The sequence below is a fragment of the Pseudomonas sp. Kh14 genome, from assembly GCF_900291005.1.
GTDB classification, from domain to species: Bacteria; Pseudomonadota; Gammaproteobacteria; order Pseudomonadales; family Pseudomonadaceae; genus Aquipseudomonas; species Aquipseudomonas alloputida.
The window spans coordinates 183,451-199,906 of the sequence record NZ_OLKJ01000009.1; the positions used below are offsets into that span (position 1 = coordinate 183,451).

At 60.8% G+C, this 16,456-nt stretch carries 16 protein-coding genes and 1 pseudogene; 12 read left to right on the forward strand and 5 right to left on the reverse strand.

Going from position 1 to position 16,456, the window contains the following annotated elements; all coding sequences use genetic code 11:
* The first annotated feature begins 152 nt into the window (after window positions 1-152).
* The 6 genes from FQ668_RS03335 (at window position 153) to FQ668_RS03360 (ending at window position 4,733) form a co-directional block, all read left to right on the forward strand.
* A complete protein-coding gene (locus FQ668_RS03335) occupies window positions 153-1,760 on the forward strand; it encodes a tetratricopeptide repeat-containing response regulator (RefSeq protein WP_003247330.1) in 1,608 nt (535 codons plus the stop codon).
* Entirely contained in the window at window positions 1,757-2,449 is a 693-nt protein-coding gene (locus FQ668_RS03340) for a sensor histidine kinase KdpD (protein WP_010952009.1), read from the forward strand. Before FQ668_RS03335 ends, FQ668_RS03340 begins: the two co-directional genes overlap by 4 nt.
* 169 nt (window positions 2,450-2,618) lie before the next feature.
* Window positions 2,619-2,897 (forward strand): AbrB/MazE/SpoVT family DNA-binding domain-containing protein, encoded by a 279-nt coding sequence (locus FQ668_RS03345; RefSeq protein WP_019436943.1) that lies wholly within the window; start codon window positions 2,619-2,621, stop codon window positions 2,895-2,897.
* Complete coding sequence (locus FQ668_RS03350) at window positions 2,894-3,241, forward strand: type II toxin-antitoxin system ChpB family toxin (protein WP_014589693.1); 348 nt, start codon at window positions 2,894-2,896, stop codon at window positions 3,239-3,241. The genes FQ668_RS03345 and FQ668_RS03350 overlap by 4 nt, the downstream gene beginning before the upstream one ends.
* Window positions 3,242-3,259: 18 nt before the next feature.
* Entirely contained in the window at window positions 3,260-3,904 is a 645-nt protein-coding gene (locus tag FQ668_RS03355) for an MBL fold metallo-hydrolase (protein WP_014589694.1), read from the forward strand.
* Window positions 3,905-4,013: 109 nt separating this feature from the next.
* The gene (locus tag FQ668_RS03360) at window positions 4,014-4,733 is read left to right on the forward strand and encodes an OmpA family protein (protein WP_003247328.1); all 720 of its coding nucleotides are present in this window, start codon (window positions 4,014-4,016) and stop codon (window positions 4,731-4,733) included.
* Window positions 4,734-4,811: 78 nt separating this feature from the next.
* On the opposite strand, the gene pta is transcribed toward FQ668_RS03360, so the two are convergent.
* Entirely contained in the window at window positions 4,812-6,899 is a 2,088-nt protein-coding gene (pta, locus tag FQ668_RS03365; RefSeq protein WP_019436944.1) for a phosphate acetyltransferase, read from the reverse strand.
* Between the two features lie 31 nt (window positions 6,900-6,930).
* Window positions 6,931-7,233 (reverse strand): DUF3565 domain-containing protein, encoded by a 303-nt coding sequence (locus tag FQ668_RS03370; RefSeq protein ID WP_019436945.1) that lies wholly within the window; start codon window positions 7,231-7,233, stop codon window positions 6,931-6,933.
* Between FQ668_RS03370 and FQ668_RS03375 the strand changes: the two genes are divergently transcribed.
* A complete protein-coding gene (locus FQ668_RS03375; protein WP_003247325.1) occupies window positions 7,232-7,717 on the forward strand; it encodes a peptidylprolyl isomerase in 486 nt (161 codons plus the stop codon). The two genes, FQ668_RS03370 and FQ668_RS03375, sit on opposite strands and share 2 nt — an antisense overlap.
* 145 nt (window positions 7,718-7,862) lie before the next feature.
* Window positions 7,863-8,345 carry a glutathione peroxidase gene (locus FQ668_RS03380; protein ID WP_014589696.1) on the forward strand — a complete coding sequence of 161 codons (483 nt, stop codon included), beginning with the start codon at window positions 7,863-7,865 and terminating at the stop codon, window positions 8,343-8,345.
* Between the two features lie 63 nt (window positions 8,346-8,408).
* On the opposite strand, the gene FQ668_RS03385 is transcribed toward FQ668_RS03380, so the two are convergent.
* The gene (locus FQ668_RS03385; RefSeq protein ID WP_019436946.1) at window positions 8,409-9,599 is read right to left on the reverse strand and encodes a glycosyltransferase family 1 protein; all 1,191 of its coding nucleotides are present in this window, start codon (window positions 9,597-9,599) and stop codon (window positions 8,409-8,411) included.
* Window positions 9,600-9,777: 178 nt separating this feature from the next.
* Here FQ668_RS03385 and FQ668_RS03390 point away from each other — a divergent pair, with 178 nt between their 5' ends.
* The 3 genes and pseudogenes from FQ668_RS03390 to FQ668_RS03400 all read left to right on the forward strand — a co-directional run bounded on the left by FQ668_RS03390 (window position 9,778) and on the right by FQ668_RS03400 (window position 13,302).
* A complete protein-coding gene (locus FQ668_RS03390) occupies window positions 9,778-11,094 on the forward strand; it encodes a PAS domain-containing methyl-accepting chemotaxis protein (protein ID WP_003247322.1) in 1,317 nt (438 codons plus the stop codon).
* Between the two features lie 225 nt (window positions 11,095-11,319).
* A pseudogene (locus FQ668_RS03395) lies at window positions 11,320-12,666 on the forward strand (DUF6861 domain-containing protein).
* Between the two features lie 18 nt (window positions 12,667-12,684).
* Window positions 12,685-13,302 carry a GAD-like domain-containing protein gene (locus FQ668_RS03400; RefSeq protein ID WP_003247320.1) on the forward strand — a complete coding sequence of 206 codons (618 nt, stop codon included), beginning with the start codon at window positions 12,685-12,687 and terminating at the stop codon, window positions 13,300-13,302.
* 44 nt (window positions 13,303-13,346) lie between these two features.
* Here the strand turns inward: FQ668_RS03400 and cysZ are convergent, their stop codons facing one another.
* Window positions 13,347-14,075 carry a sulfate transporter CysZ gene (gene cysZ, locus FQ668_RS03405; protein ID WP_019436949.1) on the reverse strand — a complete coding sequence of 243 codons (729 nt, stop codon included), beginning with the start codon at window positions 14,073-14,075 and terminating at the stop codon, window positions 13,347-13,349.
* A gap of 330 nt (window positions 14,076-14,405) precedes the next feature.
* On the opposite strand from cysZ, the gene trxB reads away from it, so the two are divergent.
* Window positions 14,406-15,368 carry a thioredoxin-disulfide reductase gene (trxB, locus tag FQ668_RS03410; protein ID WP_003247318.1) on the forward strand — a complete coding sequence of 321 codons (963 nt, stop codon included), beginning with the start codon at window positions 14,406-14,408 and terminating at the stop codon, window positions 15,366-15,368.
* 75 nt (window positions 15,369-15,443) lie between these two features.
* On the opposite strand, the gene nadC is transcribed toward trxB, so the two are convergent.
* On the reverse strand, window positions 15,444-16,292 hold the full coding sequence (gene nadC / locus FQ668_RS03415; protein ID WP_014589702.1) for a carboxylating nicotinate-nucleotide diphosphorylase: 849 nt from the start codon (window positions 16,290-16,292) through the stop codon (window positions 15,444-15,446).
* Window positions 16,293-16,456: the final 164 nt, after the last annotated feature.

The following is a 16,456-nucleotide window of genomic DNA, read 5'->3' on the forward strand; positions in this document are numbered from 1 at the left end:
CCTGTAAGTCATTGCTCGTTAAAGTGATGGCCTGGCGCCATAATTTCTGGCCGACAATGCTCTACCCTCATCTTTCCCGACCAGCTGCCGATACAGCTATCGGTGGCATCGCCTCGCGCGATTTTTCAATCATTCCAAGGCAGGTCGTGTTGATGCTGCAGTACGGGCAAAAGAGCTTTCTGATCGTCGACGACTTTACCGACTTTCGTACGTCGACCCGTTCCATGCTGCGCGAGTTGGGCGTGCGCGACGTGGACACCGCTGACAGCGGCGAGCAGGCGCTGCGCATGTGCGCGCAGAAGCGCTATGACTTCATCCTGCAGGACTTCCATCTGGGTGATGGCAAGAAGAACGGGCAGCAGGTGCTTGAAGACCTGATCATCGACAAGCACATCAGCCATGAGTGCGTGTTCATCATGGTCACTGCCGAGAGCAGTCAGGCGATTGTCCTTAGCGCCATCGAGCACGAGCCCGATGCCTACCTGACCAAACCGTTCAACCGGGTTGGCCTTGCCCAGCGCGTCGAGAAACTGTTCCAGCGCAAGACGTTGCTAAAGCCGATCCTGCAGGCGCTGGACCGCAACCGTCCGGCCGAAGTACTGGCGGCCTGCGCCGAGCTGTGCAAGAAGGATCCGCGCCTGGCACCCTTGTGCTTGCGCTACCGGGCCGATGCCCTGCGCAACCTCAACCGTTTCGAGGAACTGGAAAAATTCCTCAAGGCCATCCTGGCCAGCCGTCCGCAGCCGTGGGTATATGCCGCATTGGGCGCATTGATGCACAAGCGTGGTCAGAATGCCCAGGCCCAGGGAGTATACGAGCAGGCGCTCAAGGCGTTCCCGATCATGCCAGGCCTTTACGATGGCATGGCCGAGGTGCTGGTGGCTCAGGGGGATACCCGGCGCGCGCAGAACTTGCTTGAAGAAGCCGTGCGCCTGTCGCCTTTGTCGGTGCGTCGGCAGTCGACGCTGGGCAAGCTGGCGCTGGAGAACGAAGACTTCGAGAGCGCATCGAAGGCGTTCCGTCATGCGGTGAACCAGGGGCAGAGTTCGCGCTACAAAGATGCCGAAAACAACCTTGGCCTGGTGCAGGCGTTGATGAGCAAGAATGCAGGCTTCGGCCTGGACGCCCGTACCCGGGTCGAGATCAACACCACGCTCAGCGAAGTGGCCAAGGAAAACCCCGAGGACCAAGGCCTGCAGGTGCGTGCGCGGATGATGAAGGCTGCCAGCCTGCAGCAGGCCGGCGACCCGGAAACGGCCGGCAAGCTGACAGAACAGGCGATTCAGCGTCTGGACAAGATGAACCAGTTCTTCTCTGTCGATTCGGCCCTGACGGTCGCTGCGCAATTGCAGGCGATGGGGCAGGAAGCCGCCGCCATCGGCGTGCTGAAGAACTGTGTGGAAAGTTATGGCGATGACCCCAAGGTCATGGAGAAAGTGGGCAAGCTGACGGATGACCCCAGCGTGCTCAACGCCATTACCGAAGCGGTCACCCTCAATCGGCAGGGGGTGCGCAGTTACCAGGGAGGGCAGCTTGGCGAGGCGTTGCAACTGTTCCGAAAGGCATTGGGTTTACAGCCGAAGAACATCAGCATCGCCCTCAACACCGCCCAGGCGCTGCTGCGCATCGGCGGTGACAACCCTCAGCCTGCGATCATGCAGGAGTGCCGCGACGCCTTGACCAGCGTGGCCGGTATCCCTGCCAGCGACAATCGCTATGACCGTTACCGCAAACTGCACATCCGAGTGTTCGGCGCATGAATCAAGACAATCAGGGGCTGGATTTTTCCACGGTGATCGCCTCCACCGTGCACGACCTCAAAAGTTCGTTGTCGGCGCTGATCCAGTCCCACAGCCAGTGGGTGGAGCGCTTGCCCGAGGAACTGCGCGGCGGTGCCGAACAGGGGATCATGGAGCATGAATTTCGTCACCTCAACGGCATGCTGGTGCAGTTGCTGGGCTTGTACAAACTGGGTGTGAACCAGTTGCCGGTATGCCCGGACTACCATGAGCTGGATGATTTCATCGAAGCCCAACTGGCGGCGCACGAGGAAGTACTCAAGCACAACGACATTCTCGCCACCTGGCGCATCGACACCGACAACCCGCTGGGTTTCTTCGACCGCGAACTGGTGGCCTCGGTGATCGCCAACGTCATCACCAACGCCACCCGCTTTGCCGGGCACGCCTTGCTGATCACCATCGAAGAGGCCGACAACCAGTTGGCCATTTGCGTCAACGATGACGGCCCGGGTTATCCAAAGCACATGCTCGAGCGCCAGGAGGACTACATCCAGGGCATCGACTCGACCAGTGGCAGTACCGGCCTTGGGTTGTATTTTGCGGCGCGGATCGCCGCGTTGCATGAAAGCGGCGGGGTGCGCGGGCGGATCGAGATCTCCAACGGCGGGGCGCTTGGGGGGGGGTTGTTCAGGTTGTTTTTACCTTGAGGCCCGGCTGAATCTACGTTTGAAATTTTTGCAGTTGGAGGGTGGCTTCCCAAGGTGATGTAGGGCATTTCCATCTTGAGGTTGCAGGGCTTTTGTCCGGTCAGGGCAGATGACAGTGTAGATACGACGTTTCTACATTTCGCTTGCAATCATTTGGAGGGTTTCTACTATGTATCTACCTTGGGAGATACTCATGCAGATCAAGATTCAACAGTGGGGCAACAGCGCCGCGATCCGCTTGCCCGCCGCAGTACTCAAGCAGATGCGCCTCGGTGTCGGCTCCACCCTGAGCCTTGACACAACGGGTGAGACAATGGTGCTCAAACCGGTCAGGTCGAAACCCAAGTACACCCTTGAGGAACTGATGGCCCAGTGTGACCTGAGTGCACCGGAGCCAGAGGACATGGCCGACTGGAATGCCATGCGTCCAGTGGGACGTGAAGTGTGAAACGGTTGAAATTCGCCAGGGGTGATATTGTTCGCGTCAACCTGGACCCAACAGTCGGGCGGGAACAGCAGGGCTCCGGCCGACCTGCACTGGTACTTACTCCGGCTGCGTTCAATGCTTCAGGCCTGGCTGTAATCATCCCGATCACTCAAGGTGAGGATTTCGCGAGGCATGCGGGTTTCGCTGTCACGCTCAGCGGTGCGGGCACGCAGACTCAGGGGGTGATGCTTTGCAACCAGGTGCGCACAGTCGACCTTGAAGCACGATTTGCCAAGCGCATTGAGTCGGTGCCTGAAGTTGTCATCCTGGATGCACTGGCGCGTGTGCAAACCCTATTCGATTAACCGGTTCCGGTATTCACAATGCATATCCCATCGTCAGCTCTCATCCGCGAAACCTTCCCCGTCGGCCCCTTGCAGTGCAACTGCACGCTGATCGGCGACCCCCTGACCAAGAAAGCCATTGTCGTGGACCCGGGTGGTGATGTGGACAAGATCCTTGCTCGCCTGCAGGTCCACGGCCTGACGCTGGTGAGCATCATCCACACCCATGCGCACTTCGACCACTTCCTCGCGTCAGGCAAGCTCAAGGAGCTGACGGGTGCCACGCTGCACCTGCACAAGGACGACCAGGTGTTGTGGGACAACCTTGAGATGCAGTGTCAGATGTTCGGCGTACCTTACACCCCGGTACCGGCACCGGACCGCTGGCTGGGCGATGACGAAGAACTGGCCTGCGGCTGCGGTGTGGCGTTGCATACGCCAGGCCATACCCCGGGCTCGATGAGCTTCTGGTTCGCCGACGCCAAGTTGTTGATTGCCGGTGACACCCTGTTCCGCCGTGGGATTGGCCGCACCGATTTGTGGGGTGGCGACCAGCGGGCAATCGTGCGTTCCATCAAGGAGCGGCTGTACCGGCTGGACGAAGAGGCCATCGTGGTAACCGGCCACGGGCCCGACACCCGTTTGGGCGACGAGATGCGTGAAAACCCATTCGTGCGTGCCTGATGGCACATGAAGGCACTTTCATGGAATTTTTCGTTGCCGATGCGATCCAAGGCTGGCATAGAACCCCTTGGGATCTGCCGCATTTATGAATTTCAGTAGGAGCTTGTCCATGTTCACCATGCGTCGTCTGATTATCGTCGCAACCGCCGCTGCACTGATGACCGGCTGTGCCGGCCAGAACCCCTACGACAACCAGGGTCAGGCGCAGGGCTCCACAGGGATGAGCAAGACTGCCAAGTATGGCGGTTTGGGCGCGCTGGCCGGTGCCATCGCGGGTGCCGCCATCGACCACAACAACCGTGGCAAGGGGGCCCTGATCGGTGCCGCAGCAGTGGGTGCTGCCGCTGCAGGTTACGGCTACTACGCCGACAAGCAGGAAGCCGAGCTGCGCGCACAGATGGCCAACACGGGTGTGGAAGTGCAGCGTCAGGGTGACCAGATCAAGCTGATCATGCCGGGCAACATCACCTTCGCCACCGACTCTGCCAACATCGCCCCAAGCTTCTACTCGCCGCTGAACAACCTGGCTGGCTCGTTCAAGCAGTTCAACCAGAACACCATCGAAGTGGTTGGCTTTACCGACAGCACGGGCAGCCGCCAGCACAACATGGACCTGTCCCAGCGCCGTGCGCAGGCGGTCAGCACCTACCTGACTTCGCAGGGTGTGGATGCCTCGCGTATCTCTGTACGTGGCATGGGCCCGGACCAGCCGATCGCCAGCAACGCTGACGCCAATGGTCGTGCGCAGAACCGCCGTGTGGAAGTGAACCTGAAGCCGATTCCGGGTCAGCAGTATGAGCAGCAAGGTCAGGTTCAGCAGTATCCCTGATTGAATTTCAGGGCCGCTTTGCGGCTCTGAGGGAGCGGGCAGTCCCGCTCCCTCACGCTTGCAAAGAAGCCTCTGCTTTTAGCGCGCCACGCTGGCCTGAATCGCCGTCAGGGCAATGGTATGCACGATATCGTCAACCTGCGCCCCTCGAGGCAAGTCGTTCACCGGCTTGCGCAAACCCTGCAGCATCGGCCCCAGGCTGACCCCGTCGGCACTGCGCTGCACCGCCTTGTGCGTGGTATTGCCGGTATTCAGGTCGGGGAACACGAACACCGTGGCCCGCCCGGCCACCGGGCTAGCCGGCGCCAGCTCTCGGGCGATCGCCGGGTTGGCCGCTGCGTCATACTGCAACGGCCCATCGATCAGTAGCTCCTGCGCCGCGTCCTGTGCCAGGCGTGTCGCTTCGCGCACTTTCTCGACTTCTTCATCGCTGGCCGAATCGCTTGAATAACTGATCATCGCCACCCGTGGCGCGATGCCGAAGGCCTGCGCCGAGGCAGCACTCTGTTGGGCAATCTCCGCCAGCTCGGCAGCGCTTGGGTGCGGGTTCATCACGCAGTCGCCGTACACCAGCACCTGCTCGGGGAACAGCATGAAGAACACCGATGAGACCAGGCTCGAGCCGGGTGCGGTCTTGATCAGCTGCAGGGCCGGGCGGATGGTGTTGGCCGTGGAGTGCACCAGGCCCGAGACCAGGCCGTCCACTTCGTCCAGGGCCAGCATCATGGTGCCGATCACCACCGGGTCTTCCAGTTGCTGCTCGGCCATCGGTGCGTTGAGGTTCTTGCTTTTGCGCAGCTCGACCATGGGTTCCACGTAGCGCCCGCGAATCAGTTCGGGATCGAGAATCTCCAGCCCCGGCGGCAATGTGATGCCCTGGGCACGGGCCACGGCGTCGACGTCTTCGGGTTTGGCCAGCAGCACGCAGCGGGCGATGCCGCGGGCCTGGCAGATGGCTGCAGCCTGCACCAGCAGTGGCTCGGCGCCTTCTGGCAGGACGATGCGCTTGTTGGCCTGCTGCGCACGCTGGATCAGCTGGTAGCGGAACACTGCCGGCGACAGGCGCAGTTCGCGTGGCGTGCCGCAGCGTTGGTGCAGCCAGGCCGCGTCGAGGTGGCTGGCGACGAAGTCGGTGATGAACTCGGCACGCTCGCGGTCGTCCACCGGGATTTCGCGGTTCAGCGAGTTGAGCTGGTTGGCGGTGTCGTACGAGCCGGTGCTGACCGAAAGGATCGGCAGGCCGGCCTGCAGGGCACCGCGGCACAGGCCGAGGATACGCACGTCAGGCTTGCTGTCGCTGGTCAGCAGCAAGCCGGCCAGGGGTACGCCATTGATCGCTGCCAGGCTGACAGCGAGGATGATGTCGTCGCGGTCGCCCGGGGTTACCACCAGGGTGCCCGAGGTCAGTAGCGGGACCGTGTTGGCCACCGTGCGTGCACAGATGATGATCTTGCTCATGCGCCGCTGCTCGTAATCGCCGGCATTGAGCACCTGGGCGCCGAGCAGCTCGGCCACATCGCGGGTCCGCGGGGCGTTCAGCTCTGGCTGGTAGGGGATGCAGCCAAGCAGGCGGAAGTCACTACCGCGCAGCAATGGCGAGTGCTCGCGCAGGCGGGTGGCGAAGTCCTCCATGCTCTCGTCGGTACGCACCTTGTTGAGGATCACCCCGAGCACTTTCGGGTCGCGTGGGCCGCCAAACAGTTGGGCCTGCAGTTCGACCCGCCCAGACAGCTCGCTGAGCACTTCGTTTTCCGGGGCCGATACCAGGATTACTTCGGCATCCAGGCTCTTGGCCAGGTGCAGGTTGACCCGCGCCGCGTAGCTGGCGTGGCGCGTGGGCACCATTCCCTCGACCACAACCACGTCATTGCCGACGCAGGCTTGCTGGTAGAGGCGGATGATTTCTTCAAGCAGCTCGTCCAGCTGGCCATCGCCGAGCATGCGCTCGACGTGGGCCAGGCTCAGTGGGACCGGTGGCTTGATGCCGTGGGTGCGGGCGACCAGTTCGGTGGAGCGCTCGGGGCCGGTGTCACCCGGGTGGGGCTGGGCGATAGGCTTGAAGAAGCCGACCTTCAGGCCGGCACGCTCCAAGGTGCGCACCAGGCCCAGGCTGATCGAAGTCAGGCCGACACCAAAGTCGGTCGGCGCAATGAAAAATGTCTGCATGCGTGCTTCTCGAAATAAGCGGTGCAAGAAATTAACGGTCAAGGGTAGCGCTATCGGCCCCTTGTGCGCACCAGCCGCAAGCGAAAGGTTGGCCGATGTGTTGCGCACGTTGTGCCGGGTCGAGCACCCAGGGGCGTTCCTGCCACGGCGGCTGGTGGCGCAGGTGCTGGGTATGGCCGCACGAAAGTTCCGCCACCCAGTGGCCTTCTTCGTCCTGATGAAAGCCGTTGATCCGACTGATGGGCCGTTGCTCGTCTGCACCGCGTTCGCAATCGGACGATGGCAAGGTTACACTTGTCCGCTCTACATTCTTTTGCAAAAGGTCTTGCCCCATGCTGATCGCCGCCAACAAGGCTGTCTCCATCGACTATACCCTGACCAACGACGCCGGGGAGACCATCGACAGCTCCGCCGGTGGCGCGCCGCTGGTTTACCTGCACGGTGCCGGCAACATCATCCCGGGCCTGGAAAAAGCCCTGGAAGGCAAACAGGCTGGCGACGAACTGAACGTTTCCATTGAACCTGAAGAGGCCTACGGCGAGTACCTGGCCGAACTGGTCAGCACCCTGAACCGTAGCCTGTTCGAAGGTGTCGACGAGCTGGAAGTAGGCATGCAGTTCCACGCTTCGGCGCCGGACGGCCAGATGCAGATCGTCACCATCCGCGACATCGACGGCGACGACGTCACCGTTGATGGCAACCACCCGCTGGCCGGTCAGCGTCTGACCTTCCAGGTCAAGGTTGTCAACGTGCGTGACGCCAGCGACGAAGAAATCGCTCACCGTCACATCCACGGTGAAGGTGGCCATCACCACTGATTTTCTGCGCTAAGCTCAGAAAGTCGCCAGGCGCTCGGGCAAGCCGATTTGCCTTCCTACGGGAGGTGAACGGTTTGGACGAGCGCCTTTTTAGTGGGCGGAATTCGCCTGCACGGCAACCGGGAACCTGAGAGGGGATTTCATCATGAGTGCATTTCACGACCTGAAACTGGAAGCGCTGAACGGCGGAGAGCTGCCCCTCGCACCCTTCAAGGGCCAAGTGGTGCTGGTGGTCAACGTTGCCTCCAAATGTGGCCTGACGCCGCAATACAAGGCCCTGGAGAACCTCTACCAGATCTACAAGGACAAGGGCTTCAATGTGCTTGGCCTGCCGTGCAACCAGTTTGCCGGGCAGGAACCGGGTAGCGAAAAGGAAATCCAGGACTTCTGCAGCCTCAACTACGGGGTCAGCTTCCCGCTGGGGGGCAAGCTGGAGGTCAACGGGCCGCAGCGCCATTCGTTGTACCGCCTGCTGGCAGGTGAGGGGGCCGAGTTCCCCGGTGACATTACCTGGAATTTCGAGAAGTTTCTGGTGGGCAAGGATGGCCGGGTGCTGGCGCGTTTCTCGCCGCGCACGGCGCCGGATGACCCGGCGGTGGTGCAGGCCATCGAAAAAGCCCTGGCCTGAAGAGTGCCTGACGCGATGTTTTGGCACCTGTGAGATCGAGTGCCGCGCGGGCGGCGCTCGATCTCACAGGCGCTGCAAACATTGCGCAGAACGCCCAGCCGTAGCACCAGGTTGCCGGCATGCGCTGTTCAGATACCCCTCGAACTGTTCGACAATCGCCGGCCAGCCCTGACGGCTGGCATGCTGTCGCGCATTCAGGCGCACCCTGCGCAAGGTCTCCACTTCTTCCAGCAACCAGCACGCTGCATCGACAAACGCCGCCTGGTCCCCCGGCATGGCCAGCGCGCCACTGTGGCCATGGCGAATATGCTGCGCTGCGGCCGCCTCGTCATAAGCAACTACCGCCAACCCTGAGGCCATGGCTTCGAGCACCACATTGCCGAAGGTCTCGGTCAGGCTCGGGAACAGGAACAGGTCGCCGCTGGCATAGTGCTCGGCCAGTCGTTCACCGCGCTGGGCGCCGCAAAACACGGCGTCCGGTATCTCTTGTTCAAGCCTGGCGCGCTGAGGCCCGTCGCCGACCATGATCAGGCGCAGGCGCTTTTGTGGATACGTCTTGCGTAATGCCTCGAAGCAAGGCCGTAGCAAGCCAAGGTTCTTTTCCGCCGCCAGTCGCCCGACATGCAGTACGGCGATGTCCTCCGGGCCTAGCCCCCAGCTTTCGCGCAGGGCCTGGCTGCGCCGGGCCGGATTGAACAGGCAGGCATCGACTCCTCGGGCCAGCAGCTCCAGGCGTTCGAAACCGCGACGCTCCAGCTCCAGGCGCTGGCTGGCACTTGGCACCAAGGTGATTGCCGTGCGCCGATGGAACCAGCGCAAGTAGTGGGTGAGCAGGCGCGCCAGCAGGCCAAGGCCGTACTGGCCGGAATACTGCGGGAAGTTGGTGTGGAAGCCACTGACCACCGCCACCCCCAGGCGTCGGGCCGCGCGTAGTGCGCTGAGCCCCAGCGGCCCCTCGGTGGCGATGTACAGTACATCCGGGCGATGCCGGCGCCAGCGGCGCAACAGCTTGTGCATCGACACCTCGCCCCACTGCAAACCCGGGTAGCCCGGCAGCGCCCAGCCACGGCACAGCATCAGCTGCGGATCGTTGTGCACGTGCCCTTCGCCGGCCTGGCGCGGGCGCACCACCTCGACCTCGTGCCCGCGTTGGCGCAACCCATCACTGAGGCGGCCAAGGGTGTTGGCCACGCCATTGATCTCGGGTGGGAAGGTTTCGCTGACCAGGGTAATGCGTAGGGCGGGTGTATTCATGACAAAAAGTTTCCGCCTGCCGGGTTGCGCTAATGTGACCGCCTTGTGACGTAAAGATGACGCCTGACTGCCGGCACTTTTGCCTTCATGAATATTTCCTCGCACAGCACTCAAGAAGGTGTCCCCGGCAGCCGATGAAGATGCATTCGACTACGTGATGCGCTCCAGGAGAGCGGTGATGTTCAACAACAAGCTCAAGCAAGAAATCCGGCAACTGCGCGAAGACCTGATGTCCATCGAACAGGTCAAGAGTAGTCTCGACAGCGAGATGCTGGTGCTGCAGCTCGACCCTCAGGGACGGATCGAGATGGTCAACGGCAACTTCGAGAGCGAGATGCTCTACCGTGCCGAACAATTGCTTGGACGCAATATCGAGGACATCGTCCCCGCCCACGTAAAGTCGCTGGACTTCTACCAGCGCATGAAAAGTGCGATCAGCCGTGGCGAACACCTGAACGGTGCGTTCCGTCTTCTGCGGGGCAATGGTCAGGAAGCCTGGCTACGCTCGATCCTGCAGCCGGTGAAGAACAGCGAGGGGCGCATCAAGTACTTCACCCTGCATTCCAGCGACCTCACGCGAACCATCGAGACCTCACGCGAGCACGAAAGCCTGATCAAGGCCCTGATGCGCTCTACTGCGGTGATTGAGTTCGACCTCGACGGCATCATTCTCACTGCCAACGATCGTTTCCTGGCCACCGTCGGCTATCGCCTGGAGCAGATTCGCGGTAAGCACCACCGCATGTTCTGCGAACCGCAGGAGGTCAACTCGGCTGGCTACCAAGCGTTCTGGGACAGGCTGCGCCGTGGCGAATATGTTGCCGAGCGCTTCAAGCGCATCGATGCCCATGGCCGGGTGATCTGGCTGGAGGCCTCGTACAACCCGATCTTCGATGCCCACGATGTGCTGTACAAGGTGGTCAAGTTCGCCACCGTGATCACCGATCAGGTCAATCAGGAGCTGGCAGTGGCTGAGGCGGCAGATGTCGCCTACAACACCTCGCTGGGTACCGATGTCAGTGCTCGCAAGGCCACCGAAGTGGTCACCCAGACTGTCACCGTGATGCGTGGACTGGAGGCTTCGATGCAAGAGGCGGCCGACGGGATCCAGGCGCTGGATACCCAGTCGCGGGTGATCGGTTCGATCATCAAGACCATCAGCGACATTGCCGGGCAGACCAACCTGTTGGCCCTTAACGCGGCCATCGAAGCCGCCCGTGCCGGTGAGCAAGGGCGGGGCTTTGCCGTCGTTGCCGACGAAGTGCGCCAACTGGCCTCTCGCACCAGCACCGCCACCGAAGAAATCGCCCGGGTGGTACAGCAGAACGAACAACTGGCGCAGGCAGCAGTGTCGATCATCGACACCAGCAAGCGCCAGGCCGAACAGGGGCTGGCGCTGGCGGATGAGACGGGCAGCGTGATTGTCGAGATCCAGGACGGGGCGAAGCGGGTAGTGGACGTAGTGGGGCAGTTTTCCAGCCGGTTGAGTCTTTGATTTGGCTTGGGGTTTGTAATGGCCATGGGATCGAGCTTCGCCTGCGCGGCGCTCGATCTCAAGAACGATAAAAATTTCCAGCCTTACCCACGGTAACGACTGAACAGCTGAACTTCGCCGAGCATGCCGGAAACGAAGTTGCATTTTCCTACAACTGGCTCAGAAACCTCCGATCCGAATCCATGATGGGATTTCCCCCTGCACACGTTGTCAGGGAGACACCTCATGTACCTGGATTACCTCGTGCCCTCCTGGCACGAGATCGAGTCACGTGTCATCGCCATGGTGGGCTACCCAAGCGGTGGCCAGTTCCGCACCAGCCTCAATGAAGAGGTCGCCTCACTGGGCCTTAACCTGCGCCGGATCGAAGCTGTCCGCACAGCCTTCTATTACGCCGAATGGCAGGCGGCGTAGATGCTACGCCAGCGCTTCGCCGACCTTGACATCAACAGCATCGTCGACGAACTGCTGAGGGTCGTGCAGCAGATGGCGATGATCGTCGTCGGCAGCACCATTACCGGTGGCCTGCTTGGCGCAGGGGTCGGCGCATTCGCCGGCGGCGCCGGAACCATTCCGTTCGCTGGCGCAGGCGCGGCCATGGGCCTCAAGGTCAGTGGTTGGATCCTTGGCGCGCTGGGGCTGGCTTCCATTGCCGAGTTCTTCATCGAGGGCTTGCCGCGGATCGGCGAGTACTACGTCGATGGCATCCGCTTCGCCTGGGAAGGCACCTGCGGCAATGAAGGCACCGGCCCGTTCTGCCGGGACGACCCCTATGCGATACCTCGGGCCACGCATCAGATTGCTCAAGGCCATGTGGAAGTCGTGGTGCTGTTGTTGGGGGCGATCGTGTCGTACCTCACCCGCGGACGCGGCGATGCCCGAGTGCTGGCCCAGGAGATGGCGGCCAGCCGCAAAGGCGCGCGGCTGGGGCAATGGATGCTCAAGCATGAGGAAGGGTTGAAGAAACGGCCGGATCTGCAAGTGCCGGAGCGGCGCAAGGGGGCGATGGGTGATCCGCAGCCAGTTCAGCCGAATCGGCGGGCAGAAAAAGACAAGGAGCCGTCAACAGGTAAGCCCGGTAGCATGTCTTTGCATACGGTGGCATGTTTCAAGGCGGATAAATTGCCAGCATCGAAGCATGGCGAGTTTGAACGGCAGCTGAAGGGACAGCAGGATGGGTTGAATCGGCTAACGGTTGAAGAGTTTCTCGAAAATATCGCTAATCCGGCGAAGCGAGATCCGCGCATTGCAAAAATAGCGAGAAAGGAACTTTATGATAAGTTACAGGAGAGAATTCAGAGGGATCTGATGAAAACTATGAATGCCATTGAAGCTAGAAAGCTCTCGGTGAAGCAGGCAAAGGAAACCCTGTCATCTCTCGCAGCTTTGCATAATCCTGACTTGATCGCCGGTGGACGGGATACTATTTCTGATTTTGGCGACAGGCAAGTTAACTCGAGCATAGGCCCACGATGGAAAAGCAGAGTTGAGGGCTTGAAAGCTGCTGCCGAGAAAGCTTCAAAATCGGGCGTGGGATCAGGCTTGTTGAACGTAAAACTGCATAAATGCTAGTCGCTTGAGGGTTTCGCCGTGGATGAGGTTTTTTCCCTGTTTGTAGAGCAAGTTGGTGAGCCGTTTTTTCGACAGGAGGTTCCTCCCTCAAGTCTGGATCGATACAGAGGGATCTTGCCGAACAAATTGTTAGCGTATTGGAGTGAGCACGGTTGGTGCGGGTATGGTGACGGGATATTTTGGACTGTCAATCCCCAGGAATATGAAGGGGTAACTGCCTCGCTTATCGAAGGCACAATATTGGAGAAGCGGGATAGATACCACCTGATCGCTCGCGGCGCATTTGGTGACCTGTATCTCTTTGGAGAGCAAACGGGTTTCTCAGTAAAGATTTTGGCTCATATTTCACGATACAGGGGCAGTGAATATGAGTTGACGGCGGCGGATATGGACAGGGAAGTGCAAGGTTTCTTCCTTGGCAAAGAGAAGGCGTCTGTTGACTTTGATGGTATGTTCGAGCCCGCAAAGAAGAAATTGGGCATGCTAAAGCATGATGAAATGTATGGGTTCGTTCCAGCCTTGGCGTTCGGCGGGTCAAGCGACCTTGCTAACCTCGAGAAGGTTAAGGCAGTGGAACATCTAATACTGCTTTCTCAGATTGCCACCCTCGAACCCTACAGTTTCTCCGACTTCTAAAAAGCAATCCGCAAAAAGGGGCTGCCCTGCAGCCCCTCGCTCCTTCAGCTCCGCTCCCGCACCCAGAACAACGTAGCCCCGGCCACTGCCGCCGGCATCATCAGCACGTTCACCACGGGAATCATCAGCGCCAGGTAGGTGATGCCGCCAAAGCCCAGGCTTTGCCAGCGCTTCTGCCGCAGCCAGGCGAGCATGTCCTGCCAGCTCATCTTGTTGTTGTCCGCCGGGTAGTCGATGTACTGGATGGCCATCATCCACACGCCAAAGATCAGCCACAGCGGCGCAGCCACCACGTTGACCACCGGGATCAGCGACAGGATGAACAGGCCGATGGCGCGTGGCAGGAAGTAGCCCAGCTTGCGCATTTCGCGGCTGAAGGTGCGCGGTACCATGGCTGCCAGCTCGCCCCAGCTGAAGGCTGGGAAGGTGTCTTCGCCACGCACTACCACCTCGACCTTTTCCGCCAGAAAACCGTTGAACGGCGCGGCAATGATGTTGGCCACCAAGGTGAAGGTGAAGAACACCATCAGCACCAGCAAGGCAACAAACAGCGGCCAGAGGATGTAGCTGAGGAAGCTCAGCCAGTCAGGCAGTGTGGGCATCAGGGCATCGAGCCACAGGCCGAACTGGTGGCCGGCGAAGTAGATCAGGCCACCGAACAGCAACAGGTTGACCGCCAGGGGCAGCAGCACGAACAACCGCAGGTTGGGGCTCAGCACCAGTTTCAGGCCTTCGCGCAGGTATTGGGGGCCAGAGAGGACAGGGGCTTGCATCTAGATACTCCGCAGAGAAGGAAAACGCGCTGACCTTACCGAGTTTGCCGCGCCGACGAAAGGCACGCAGTCGGCGGGAAACGGGATGTAACAAAAGCGCCCGGAGGGTGTTTATCGATGAAATCGCAGCATAGGCGATGCCTATGAGGTGGATTGTCTAAGGATATTTCCTTAATCTTTGCGACCTCGCTACAGTGCGCTCAACTTTTCGCTTTGCGGGCCTGCGCGTTTTAGCCTTCCCCAAGTGCTGCGTGGGTCCTTTTTAATTTCTTGGCTGGCGCAGCCGGTACACCGATGCCGGCCCTGCGGCCCGCTCGACAGGAGTTCGACATGTCTGAAGTACGTCATTCGCGCGTCATCATTCTCGGTTCCGGCCCTGCCGGTTACAGCGCTGCGGTGTATGCCGCCCGTGCCAACCTCAAGCCGCTGCTGATCACCGGCATGCAGGCTGGTGGCCAGCTGACCACCACCACCGAAGTCGACAACTGGCCGGGCGACCCCCACGGCCTGACCGGCCCGGCCCTGATGCAGCGTATGCAAGAGCACGCCGAGCGTTTTGAAACCGAGATCGTCTTCGACCACATCAACGCTGTCGACCTGGCCAACAAGCCGTTCACCCTGCAGGGTGACAGCGGCAAGTACACCTGTGATGCGCTGATCATCGCCACTGGCGCCAGCGCTCGCTACCTGGGCCTGCCGTCGGAAGAAACCTTCATGGGCAAGGGTGTTTCGGCCTGTGCCACCTGTGACGGTTTCTTCTACCGCAACAAGCCGGTCGCCGTGGTCGGTGGTGGTAACACTGCCGTGGAAGAGGCACTGTACCTGGCCAACATCGCCAGCAAAGTGACCCTGGTACACCGTCGCGAAACCTTCCGCGCCGAGAAGATCCTGGTCGACAAGCTGAACGCCCGTGTGGCCGAAGGCAAGATCGAGCTCAAGCTCAACGCCACCCTGGACGAAGTGCTGGGTGACAACATGGGTGTAACCGGTGCGCGCCTGAAGAACAACGACGGCAGCAGCGACGAAATCAAGGTCGACGGCGTGTTCATCGCCATTGGCCACACCCCGAACACTTCGCTGTTCGAAGGCCAGCTGACCCTGAAAGACGGCTACCTGGTAGTCAACGGCGGCCGCGAAGGCAACGCCACCGCTACCAACGTCGAGGGTGTGTTTGCCGCTGGCGACGTGGCTGACCATGTTTACCGCCAGGCCATCACTTCGGCCGGTGCTGGCTGCATGGCGGCGCTGGATGTCGAGCGCTACCTGGACGGTTTGGCCAACGCCTCGTTCTGATCTGAGAAAAAGGGGGGCAAAGCGCCCCCAATAAAAAACCGGCCAAGCGCCGGTTTTTTATTGCCTGCAATCAGCTCACAGGCTCAGTCGCATCGACAGGTCCACCGCTTTCACATCCTTGGTCATGGCACCAATCGAGATGTAGTCCACCCCTGTTTCGGCGATCACCCGCAGGGTCGTTTCGTTGACCCCGCCGCTGGCTTCAAGTTTGGCTTTGCCCGCGGTAATGCGCACGGCTTCGCGCATTTCGTCCAGGTTCAGCTCGTCGAGCATGATGATGTCCGCGCCAGCGGCCAGCGCCTGGCGCAGTTCGTCCAGGCTTTCGACCTCGATTTCCACCGGCTTGCCCGGCGCAATGCGGTGCGCTGCGGCCACAGCCTCGGCTACGCCGCCGCTGGCGGCGATGTGGTTTTCCTTGATCAGGAAGGCGTCGTACAGGCCTATGCGGTGGTTGTCGCACCCTCCGCAGGTCACCGCGTATTTTTGCGCCAGGCGCAGGCCCGGCAGGGTTTTGCGGGTGTCCAGCAGGCGCACCTGGGTGCCTGCTACCAAGTCGGCGAGGAAGCGCGCACGGGTGGCGACCCCCGACAGCATCTGCAGGAAGTTCAGTGCGCTGCGCTCACCACTGAGCAGCGAACGGGCCGGGCCTTCCAGGTGGAACAACGGCTGATTGGCACTGGCCTGCTCACCGTCGGCCACCTGCCAGTGCACTGCAACGCGCGGGTCGAGCTGGCGGAATACGGCATCGACCCAAGCGGTACCGGCGACCACACAGTTTTCACGGGTGATGATGGTCGCCTTGGCCAGGCGCTCGGCCGGGATCAGTTGCGCGGTGATATCGCCACTGCCGATGTCCTCCAACAGCGCGCGGCGCACGTTGGCTTCAATTTCAGCGGTCAGGTCGGCAAGGCGTAGGTTCGGCATGGTCGGCTCCACAAGCTAGGTGCCCGCGATTATAGGGCAGGGGGCCAGTGTGTACAGCCGCCTTGGCGCTGACCTTTGGTCGGACGTCGTGAGTAATCGGAGCAGATCAGGGTCTTTAGCCAGCCAGCGAAACGACGCTGGTAGCTATGCGATTTTTTACCGAT

What these genes read in the sequence shown, in the direction of transcription:
- FQ668_RS03345 (WP_019436943.1), top strand. Translation starts at nt 2,619, where the DNA reads ATGTATCTACCTTGGGAGATACTCATGCAGATCAAGATTCAACAGTGG.
- FQ668_RS03340 (WP_010952009.1), top strand. Translation starts at nt 1,757, where the DNA reads ATGAATCAAGACAATCAGGGGCTGGATTTTTCCACGGTGATCGCCTCC.
- FQ668_RS03390 (WP_003247322.1), top strand. Translation starts at nt 9,778, where the DNA reads ATGTTCAACAACAAGCTCAAGCAAGAAATCCGGCAACTGCGCGAAGAC.
- FQ668_RS03355 (WP_014589694.1), top strand. Translation starts at nt 3,260, where the DNA reads ATGCATATCCCATCGTCAGCTCTCATCCGCGAAACCTTCCCCGTCGGC.
- FQ668_RS03360 (WP_003247328.1), top strand. Translation starts at nt 4,014, where the DNA reads ATGTTCACCATGCGTCGTCTGATTATCGTCGCAACCGCCGCTGCACTG.
- FQ668_RS03385 (WP_019436946.1), bottom strand. Translation starts at nt 9,599, where the DNA reads ATGAATACACCCGCCCTACGCATTACCCTGGTCAGCGAAACCTTCCCA.
- pta (WP_019436944.1), bottom strand. Translation starts at nt 6,899, where the DNA reads ATGCAGACATTTTTCATTGCGCCGACCGACTTTGGTGTCGGCCTGACT.
- cysZ (WP_019436949.1), bottom strand. Translation starts at nt 14,075, where the DNA reads ATGCAAGCCCCTGTCCTCTCTGGCCCCCAATACCTGCGCGAAGGCCTG.
- FQ668_RS03380 (WP_014589696.1), top strand. Translation starts at nt 7,863, where the DNA reads ATGAGTGCATTTCACGACCTGAAACTGGAAGCGCTGAACGGCGGAGAG.
- FQ668_RS03370 (WP_019436945.1), bottom strand. Translation starts at nt 7,233, where the DNA reads ATGGGGCAAGACCTTTTGCAAAAGAATGTAGAGCGGACAAGTGTAACC.
- trxB (WP_003247318.1), top strand. Translation starts at nt 14,406, where the DNA reads ATGTCTGAAGTACGTCATTCGCGCGTCATCATTCTCGGTTCCGGCCCT.
- FQ668_RS03375 (WP_003247325.1), top strand. Translation starts at nt 7,232, where the DNA reads ATGCTGATCGCCGCCAACAAGGCTGTCTCCATCGACTATACCCTGACC.
- nadC (WP_014589702.1), bottom strand. Translation starts at nt 16,292, where the DNA reads ATGCCGAACCTACGCCTTGCCGACCTGACCGCTGAAATTGAAGCCAAC.
- FQ668_RS03335 (WP_003247330.1), top strand. Translation starts at nt 153, where the DNA reads ATGCTGCAGTACGGGCAAAAGAGCTTTCTGATCGTCGACGACTTTACC.